Source organism: Bacillus sp. C30 (assembly GCF_040838255.1).
Classification (GTDB): Bacteria; Bacillota; Bacilli; order Bacillales; family Bacillaceae_G; genus Bacillus_A; species Bacillus_A mycoides.
Genome location: NZ_JBFPJH010000151.1, coordinates 1 through 8,140, shown reverse-complemented (window position 1 = coordinate 8,140; position 8,140 = coordinate 1). Strand labels below are relative to the sequence as shown.

The following is an 8,140-nucleotide window of genomic DNA, read 5'->3' as shown; positions in this document are numbered from 1 at the left end:
CTCAGCCCATTTTCCCTACAGTTTAGCTTCATTTAAAAAACTTTGCAACAGAATCATTCATCGGATAGAACAAGTCAATGCGGAAGAGTTTGTCACAAAAGTAGAAAAAGTATCTCATATTTTGCTGGTAAATCAACAAGCCAAGATTGTAGATCAAAAAGAAGAGTTGGCAATCATAGCAGAAGAAGTTATGGACGAAATGAAAGTAGGGGAATTTGCAGATTTAGTGAAGGAGAAACAAGAAGAAATTGTGATGGAAGAAGAAGTTACAGTGAGTTTAGAACGATAAGAGAGTAGTGTGGCAATAGTGAACTGTCCATACTGTTCAACTCTGATACAGGTTGATAAAGATTGTATCGTACAAGAAATTTGTGAGCAACGTTGAAGAACAAAATTAGTCCACCAACATTAAATGAAGAACAGAAAGAAGAGTTAAACAAAATGATTGAAGACGGGCGCATTAAATTCTTTTTAGCTCCAAATGGTACAAGAAAAGAATGGATTATTTCTAGAGATGCTATGCTTATATGGTTTGGAGAAACACGAATTTAGATTTGGATGAAAAGCTTTTTCCTTGCCTTTTGGGGTAGAGGTTGGCTCGTCGTGTGGGGACGATGCCCCACAGTTTGAAACGTCTGGTGAAAACGGATGAAAAGCTAAGTATGAGGACGAAAGGTTAGCGATTTGGCTCGTATACTGGAAAGATCAAGCCGATAGAGAAAACACTTGCTTTTGGGTATGTCGGCTTGGCGACGCCATTTCACGAGCCAAAAAAAGTTGGGCAAGGATTGGGATTGCTACTGAAACGAAGTGAAGTAGCAAATCACAAAAGGTGGAGATTTTCTGAAATGAAGTGGAAGAAAATACGACCTGTTCCTTGCGGAACTTTTAGCTTTTTAGGATTCTAATGTCTGTAGTCCGTTCTGTCCACCTAGGGAAGTAACTGTAAAGGAAACAACAGCTTGTATATTGCAACATATAATTTCAGCCATTCGTTTATAAAACAAAACAGTAGCATGAACTCTAATGATTTCATGCTACTGTTAAATAAATATTATTCAGCTTTTACAGCTTCTTTTAATAATTTCCCCGCTTTAAAGGTAGGTACCTTACTCGCAGGAATCGCCATGGATTCCCCTGTTTGTGGATTACGTCCTTCACGGGCAGCACGTTCTCGTACTTCGAACGTACCGAATCCAATTAGTTGTACATTTTCTCCATTTTGTAGCGCATTTTGAATGGATTGCAAAACAGCATCTACAGCAAGACTTGCTTTTTGTTTCGTTATTTCAGATTTCATTGCGACTTTTTGGACTAATTCTGTTTTGTTCATAATAAGACACCTCATTGTGATAGATATACTGTTTTAGTATAAAGGGATGAGAGATACAACGCAAGCTAGCTTGTGTGACTATCAGCCTGCAAATAATGGCGGATAAAGATATGAAAAAGTGGGATTGGAGAAAACCACAAAAAACGGACTTTTCTTTTCCTTTGTAAGGTAAAGAAGAAGTCTTCGGAATGTTTTTGTATGCAGAGGGGATAAAATTTGTTATACAAAACAAACAGGACCTTAAAAGTAATTAGATGGATTTGAATGATAAAAGCAGTAGAAAATAACTTTTTAGAATTATATTTAGTATTGTAGTGAAGTATCATATAATTTCACGTACTGTACTGATTAATCAAAATAAACCCCACCCAACAAGTCATCAGGGGTTGCTTCTTCTCTTTATCCTTCGCTACAATAGACATATAGAATACGAAATAGAAAGGTGACTCTAACCATGAATCAACCTTTAGTGAATTTACGAGTCGATTTTGCATTTAAGCAATTATTTGGTGTACAAGGACAAGAAGAGTTATTAATTTCTTTTTTAAATGCAATCTTGCAGGAGTCTTTATCTACACCGATTGCATCGCTGAAAATTGAAGATCCGCATTTGCATAAAGAATATGAAGAAGATAAATTATCCATACTGGCAACACTGAATGACGGAACAAAAGTCAACATCGAAATCCAACTAAGAAATACACAAGAGATTATAAAACGTTCCCTTTACTATTGGAGTAAACTCTACACGTCTCAGCTTGAAAAAGGAATGTCGTATCGTTCGCTTCGAAAAACGATTGCCATTAACTTATTAGATTTTCATCTCTTTCCTGATTATGAAGATATGCATATAATTGGACAGTTTTGGAGTAGGCAGCAGAAACAAGATCCGATGTTACAAAAATCGATCCACAAACTGGAAAATATGAGTCAGGGTAGTTCCTTCCGTTTAGCATATGAAGAACGGGAAAAGGTATTATTCGATGAACAAGCCAAATTAGCACATGCTCGTGAAGTAGGGAAAGAAGAAGGAAAGGAAGAATGGCTTCAAGAGGGAATCCAACAAGGAAAATGTCTAATGATTTTTGGTATGCATCGTTTACAAGTTCCCATCGAAACCATTGCACAAGCAAGTGAACTTACGATAGAAAAAGTGCAAAAAATTATAGAAGAGGCATAACGAAAGACAGTCTGCAGACTGTCTTTCGTATATTTTTAAGGAAACAGAACCGGATGAAGGTGCAATCAACCCAATATTGTACATTGAAAGAGACTAATTTTGGATTCAATGAAAACGCATCTATTATTTTAATGAACTATAATTGGTTCAAGGGGGTAAGTTGAAAAATGTTAGATGAGAGAGCCGCAATTTTATTTAAAATTATTTTGTTCAGTCCAGTTATTACCATAAGGCAGTTGGAAATCCAAACAAATTCATCTAGGCGCCAGGTAAATTATGATTTACAGAAGATAAATGATTGGTTAACGGCTCAGGAATTACCCCCAATCACAAATAGACGTGGTTCCGGTTTATTTGTGCAAGAAAAAATTAAACAGGCTGGATTTAACTTACTCCCAAGTGTTAAAGTCCGGGAATATATTCCTTCTCAAGATTTACGGACTTGGCTGATCTTGATACAGGTTTTTATAAAGGCTGACTATCTATCTGTAAATCATTTGACAGACTCTTTAAGCGTGAGTCGGAATACGGTTTTAGCTGATATTAAAGATGCTTCAGAAATGGCCAACAGGTACCACACAGCCCTTAATTATAACCGTCAAGAAGGATATTATCTTTCTGGTGATGAAAATAATATCCGGATTTTAGTCGTAAAGTGCATATCCGGAGTGCTGCAGCAAACGAATGGAATGTCTATTCTTGCGAAGGTTTATGATGAACGGGAAGGAGAAGGGGCGTTCAATACAGCTTTTGAGAATGCTTTTGTATCTTTAAGCAAACTTGAGGAGCATCTTCAAGTGGCATTTGTTGAGGAAAGATTAAAGGAACTCACTGTATTTTTCACTCTATTATTGATTCGAATTCAAGAAAAACATTCGATATTTTTTCCTATAGAAGTGAGCCAGACAATAAAGGATACTGCTGATTATAAGACAGTCAAGGAGCTATTGCGGTTATTACAGGTAGAACTTTCAGAAGAAGAGGTCATCTATCTCACGATACAGCTTTTAGGATTGAATGTTCGTTATGATCATCAGCTTTTTCAAACACCGACGGATAACGAACTTTATCGATTAATTGATGATATTCTTTTAGAATTTGAAATTCTAGCATGTGTAACATTTACTGATCGTGAACAAGCCAAAAAATCACTAATGGTTCACTTAAAACCTGCTTATTATCGGTTAATTTTCGATGTCCCTATTGTCAATCCATATTTGGATAAGATTAAAGAAGAACATTTTGACCTGTTTATTTTAGTCAAAAGATCATTAAAAAAACTTGAAGAGTTAGTGAAGTCACCGATTTCTGATGATGAGGTTGGCTACATTGCTTTGCATTTTGGATCATTTTTAAATGAAAAAGGTCTGCCTGTTAGAAGAAAAAAGGCTATTATTATCTGTCCAAATGGGTTAGGTACATCCAATATGCTAAAAGTGCAAATTGAAAAGCTAGTCCCGGAAATTGAAATGATAGGGGTAATTTCTTTAAGAGAATACGCTTATAGAAAAATGGATAATTTTGATATGGTTTTTTCGACAGTCATGCTTCAGACGAAAAAGCCCTTAATTATTGTAAATCCAATATTAACCTCTTTGGATAAAGCCAAAATTATTCAAGAAGTTGACCTCATCCTCCATGGAATGGGGTCACATCATCCTAACGTGAATAATTTAATGCAAGTTATTAAATTATTTTCCACTGTACATGATGAAAAAGGACTTGTTACGTCAATTACTAATCTATTAATTGGAAGCAAGGTGGAAAGTATTGGGAGGTATAAGCCAGTGTTAACTGAACTACTAACGAAAGAGATGATCCAGCTGGCCGATTGTGCTGATAGTTGGGAAAAAGCGATCCAACTTGCGGCACAACCACTTCTGGATGTACAGGCAATTGAACCGAGTTATATTGAGGCTATGGTTGACAATATCAATAAAATGGGAGCCTACATTGTTCTAGCACCGAAAGTGGCGATTCCGCATGCCCGTCCTGAGGAAGGGGTTAAAAAACTAGGAATGAGCCTGTTGAAACTAGATCAGCCCGTTTCATTTCAATCAGGTAATCCTGAAAAAGATGTGAATTTGATCATTGTTTTGGCAGCAATAGATAATGAAACACATCTAAAGGCCTTGAGCCAGCTGACCGAATTGCTTGAGGAGGAAACGAATATTCTCGAAATAATTGCAGCAAAGAATATAGATTCCATTATTCCGTTAATCGAACAGTACGGAAAATAAATTGAAAGGCGGGCGATTCATATGTTGAAGATTGTAACAGTATGTGGAAATGGAATTGGCAGCAGTTTAATGTTGAAAATGAAAATTGAAGAAATATGTGCAGATAACGGAATTAACGCAATGGTCGAGTCATCGGATTTTAATGCAGCAAAAGGCCGTCAATGCGATTTAATTGTTACCGTTAACGAATTGGCTTCACAATTTGATAAGAGTCAGAGGGTCACAGTAATCCGAAGCTATATTAATAAGAAAAAAATCCAGGAAGATATTTTAGATACTTTAAAAGAATTGGATTTGGAATCGAAATAACCATTCATATTTTTTTGTGGAATAGTCTGAATAATAAGAAATAGGGGGGATCATGAATGACAGCCTTACTTGAATTTTTAAAGGATGTTTTGTCCCAGCCCTCACTTCTTCTGGGGATTATGGCCTTTGTTGGTTTAGTCGCCTTAAAGAGTCCGGGACATAAAATATTTACAGGAACGTTAGGCCCTATTCTGGGTTATCTCATGTTAGGAGCGGGAGCAGATTTTATCGTTTCTAATTTGGCACCCCTTGGGAAAATGATCGAAAAGGGATTCCATATAAAGGGTGTCGTACCGAATAATGAGGCAGTTGTAGCAACGGCGCAAAAGCTGCTCGGCGTCGAAACGATGTCAATTTTGGTACTTGGTTTGGTTCTAAATATTATTTTTGCCCGTTTTACCAAATTTAAATATGTATTTTTAACTGGTCATCATAGCTTCTTTATGGCTTGTTTATTATCCGCTGTATTAGGTGCAACGGGATTAAGTGGAACTGTATTAATCGTAATTGGCGGCGTCATCCTTGGGGCATGGAGTGCTATTTCCCCTGCCATTGGCCAAAAGTATACTTTAAAAGTAACAGACGGTGACGAAGTGGCAATGGGGCACTTTGGTAGTTTGGGATATTATTTATCAGCCTGGATTGGTGGAAAAGTTGGGAACCCAGATCACAGTACGGAAAAATTGAATATTCCGGAAAAATGGGGTTTTCTTCGTAATACAACTATTTCAACTGCATTAACCATGGTAGTGTTTTATTTGATTGCTGCCATTGCTGCAGGCCCAGCTTTCGTTTCAGAATTATCCGGCGGAATGTCGCCATACTTATTTGCGATCATGGCCGGGTTAAAGTTTGCAATTGGAGTTACAATTGTTTATTCCGGAGTACGGATGATTCTTGCCGACTTAATTCCCGCCTTCCAAGGCATCGCAACAAAAATTATTCCAAATGCGGTGCCGGCTGTTGACTGTGCCGTATTCTTTACCTATGCACAAACAGCTGTCATTATAGGATTTATTTTCAGCTTTATTGGCGGAATCATCGGAATGCTTATTTTAGGGGTTGCCGGTGGAGTTTTAATTATTCCAGGGCTTGTCCCTCACTTTTTCTGTGGTGCGACAGCAGGGATCTATGGAAACGCGACTGGTGGTCGCCGGGGAGCAATGATTGGATCTTTCGTTAATGGTCTAGCGCTCGCTTTCCTTCCAGCGTTATTACTACCGGTTTTGGGAGAATTAGGTTTTGCCAATACCACTTTTGGAGACCTCGACTTTGCCGTATTAGGCATTTTACTTGGCCAAGCTGGAAGCCTTTTTAATACTACCGGGGTTTATGCGATTGTAGCTGCTTTAGTGCTAATATTGTTTATTCCAAACTTTATTAAGACAAAGTCGGTTACGATTAATAACTCTGAGGATACAAATCAAATTTCTAAATAAGGTGTGATTCTTTGTGGATAAATTGAACATTAAAATTTATGCTGATGGTGCTGTTATTGAGGATATGATTAAGGCATATCAATCGGGGATTATTAAAGGCTTTACAACTAACCCGTCCCTTATGAAACAAGCGGGTGTTAAAAATTATGAAGAATTTTCGCGAGAAGTTTTAAAGCAAATCCCTGATAGACCTATTTCGTTTGAAGTATTTTCAGATGATTTGAATGTTATGGAGGAGGAAGCCAAAAGGATTGCCAGCTGGGGAGAAAACGTTTATATCAAAATTCCCATTACCAATTCTAAAGGAGGGTCCACTATTCCGTTAATTAGAAAGCTGTCAGCTTTGGGATTATCTTTAAATATTACTGCGATTTTTACTCTTAAACAGGTAAGAGAAACAGTTGAGTCATTTATAGAAGGGACGAATAACGTGGTCTCGGTGTTTGCAGGAAGAATTGCTGATTCCGGTGTAGATCCAGTTTCGATTATGAAGGAAGCAGCTGCCATTTGCCATGAGAAGGCTGGGACAGAGTTACTTTGGGCAAGCTCTCGTGAACTTTATAATATTTTTCAAGCTGAAGAATGCCAATGTGATATTATTACCTGCACACCAGCAATTTTAAATAAACTTTCAACCGTTGGCAAAAATCTAGATCTATTGTCGCTAGAAACAGTTCAGATGTTCAATAAAGATATTCAGGCATTGGGGTACACGATTTTATCGTAACTCTTTTAAGTGTTTTGTTGCAAAGTTTCTTAACATCAAATGAGATAAGGAATTTGTCACTAACAATTATGCAACTATAAATAATTTTTATAATTCACTGCACGTCGAAAAACAGGAGTCTTGTTTAAATCTCCTGTTTTTCTTATGTAAAGGTTCAATGCTTTTGATAATATCAAAACTACAAAAAATAATTCTCACTATTCAGAATCTGGCGTGTTATATATGTGCAAAGGAGAAATGGAGATATGGAATTGAAAATGTATTTATGTTTGCTTTTAGAAGAGTTATTGTACGAATATGAAAAACAGTATCCTCCTCTATACTTTTTATTTCAAAAAGTAAATGAGCAATATGTTTTTACAGATATGAATGAATCCTTACTTCAAACTGTTCATCAACAAAGAGAAGACTTTGTTGGACAAACTTTAGATACCGCACCAAATCTGGGAGATGAAGCTACGAGACAAAAATTTAAGGAAATTTATTCATTAGCATGGTCTGGAAAAAAAGTTATTTTTTATTATTTTCCTATTAGTAATCTGGATATATTCGTGATCACGTATCTAGAACCACAATATGAGAATCAGCAAATCGTTCAGGTAATCGGGCGTGGTGCATCTTTTCATAAAAATGAAATTCAAGGTACATTAGAACAACTACAGCAAGTTGTTGTCTTCTAAGTCTGACAGTAATGTTCAGGAAAAGAAGAAAAAGATAATGTACTTGATACATTTCGCATCTAATTTAGTGTAGCCTATTGAGTAAACTTGTAAAACTTTGCAACAGAACCCAATAACCTTCCTTCGCAGATAAAAACTTTCTCAACGATAAATAAAATGAATATTCTGTACTTTTTATTGTAATAAAGAAGAATGCTGATATTATTTCCTTTTAAAAAGAACGGACTATCCG

General features: G+C 36.6%; 8 protein-coding genes and 1 pseudogene. 8 read left to right on the top strand and 1 reads right to left on the bottom strand.

Features of this window, described 5'->3' with window-relative positions:
- Positions 1-289 (top strand): annotated as a pseudogene (locus AB3X49_RS14395) (hypothetical protein); the annotation flags it as partial.
- A 92-nt stretch (positions 290-381) separates the two neighbouring features.
- The gene (locus AB3X49_RS14390) at positions 382-552 is read left to right on the top strand and encodes a hypothetical protein (protein WP_367962915.1); all 171 of its coding nucleotides are present in this window, start codon (positions 382-384) and stop codon (positions 550-552) included.
- Positions 553-1,054: 502 nt separating this feature from the next.
- Here the strand turns inward: AB3X49_RS14390 and hbs are convergent.
- Entirely contained in the window at positions 1,055-1,333 is a 279-nt protein-coding gene (gene hbs, locus AB3X49_RS14385) for a non-specific DNA-binding protein Hbs (protein ID WP_367962913.1), read from the bottom strand.
- Positions 1,334-1,787: 454 nt separating this feature from the next.
- On the opposite strand from hbs, the gene AB3X49_RS14380 reads away from it, so the two are divergent.
- The 6 genes from AB3X49_RS14380 to AB3X49_RS14355 all read left to right on the top strand — a co-directional run bounded on the left by AB3X49_RS14380 (position 1,788) and on the right by AB3X49_RS14355 (position 7,908).
- Positions 1,788-2,513, top strand: a complete 726-nt coding sequence (locus AB3X49_RS14380; RefSeq protein WP_367962910.1) for an Rpn family recombination-promoting nuclease/putative transposase — start codon at positions 1,788-1,790, stop codon at positions 2,511-2,513.
- 167 nt (positions 2,514-2,680) lie between these two features.
- A complete protein-coding gene (locus tag AB3X49_RS14375; protein ID WP_367962908.1) occupies positions 2,681-4,753 on the top strand; it encodes a BglG family transcription antiterminator in 2,073 nt (690 codons plus the stop codon).
- Positions 4,754-4,774: 21 nt separating this feature from the next.
- A complete protein-coding gene (locus AB3X49_RS14370) occupies positions 4,775-5,062 on the top strand; it encodes a PTS sugar transporter subunit IIB (RefSeq protein WP_100064280.1) in 288 nt (95 codons plus the stop codon).
- Between the two features lie 56 nt (positions 5,063-5,118).
- Positions 5,119-6,501 (top strand): PTS ascorbate transporter subunit IIC, encoded by a 1,383-nt coding sequence (ulaA, locus tag AB3X49_RS14365; protein WP_367962906.1) that lies wholly within the window; start codon positions 5,119-5,121, stop codon positions 6,499-6,501.
- A gap of 13 nt (positions 6,502-6,514) precedes the next feature.
- Positions 6,515-7,228, top strand: a complete 714-nt coding sequence (locus AB3X49_RS14360; protein WP_367962904.1) for a transaldolase — start codon at positions 6,515-6,517, stop codon at positions 7,226-7,228.
- 245 nt (positions 7,229-7,473) lie between these two features.
- Entirely contained in the window at positions 7,474-7,908 is a 435-nt protein-coding gene (locus tag AB3X49_RS14355; RefSeq protein ID WP_367962902.1) for a hypothetical protein, read from the top strand.
- Positions 7,909-8,140: the final 232 nt, after the last annotated feature.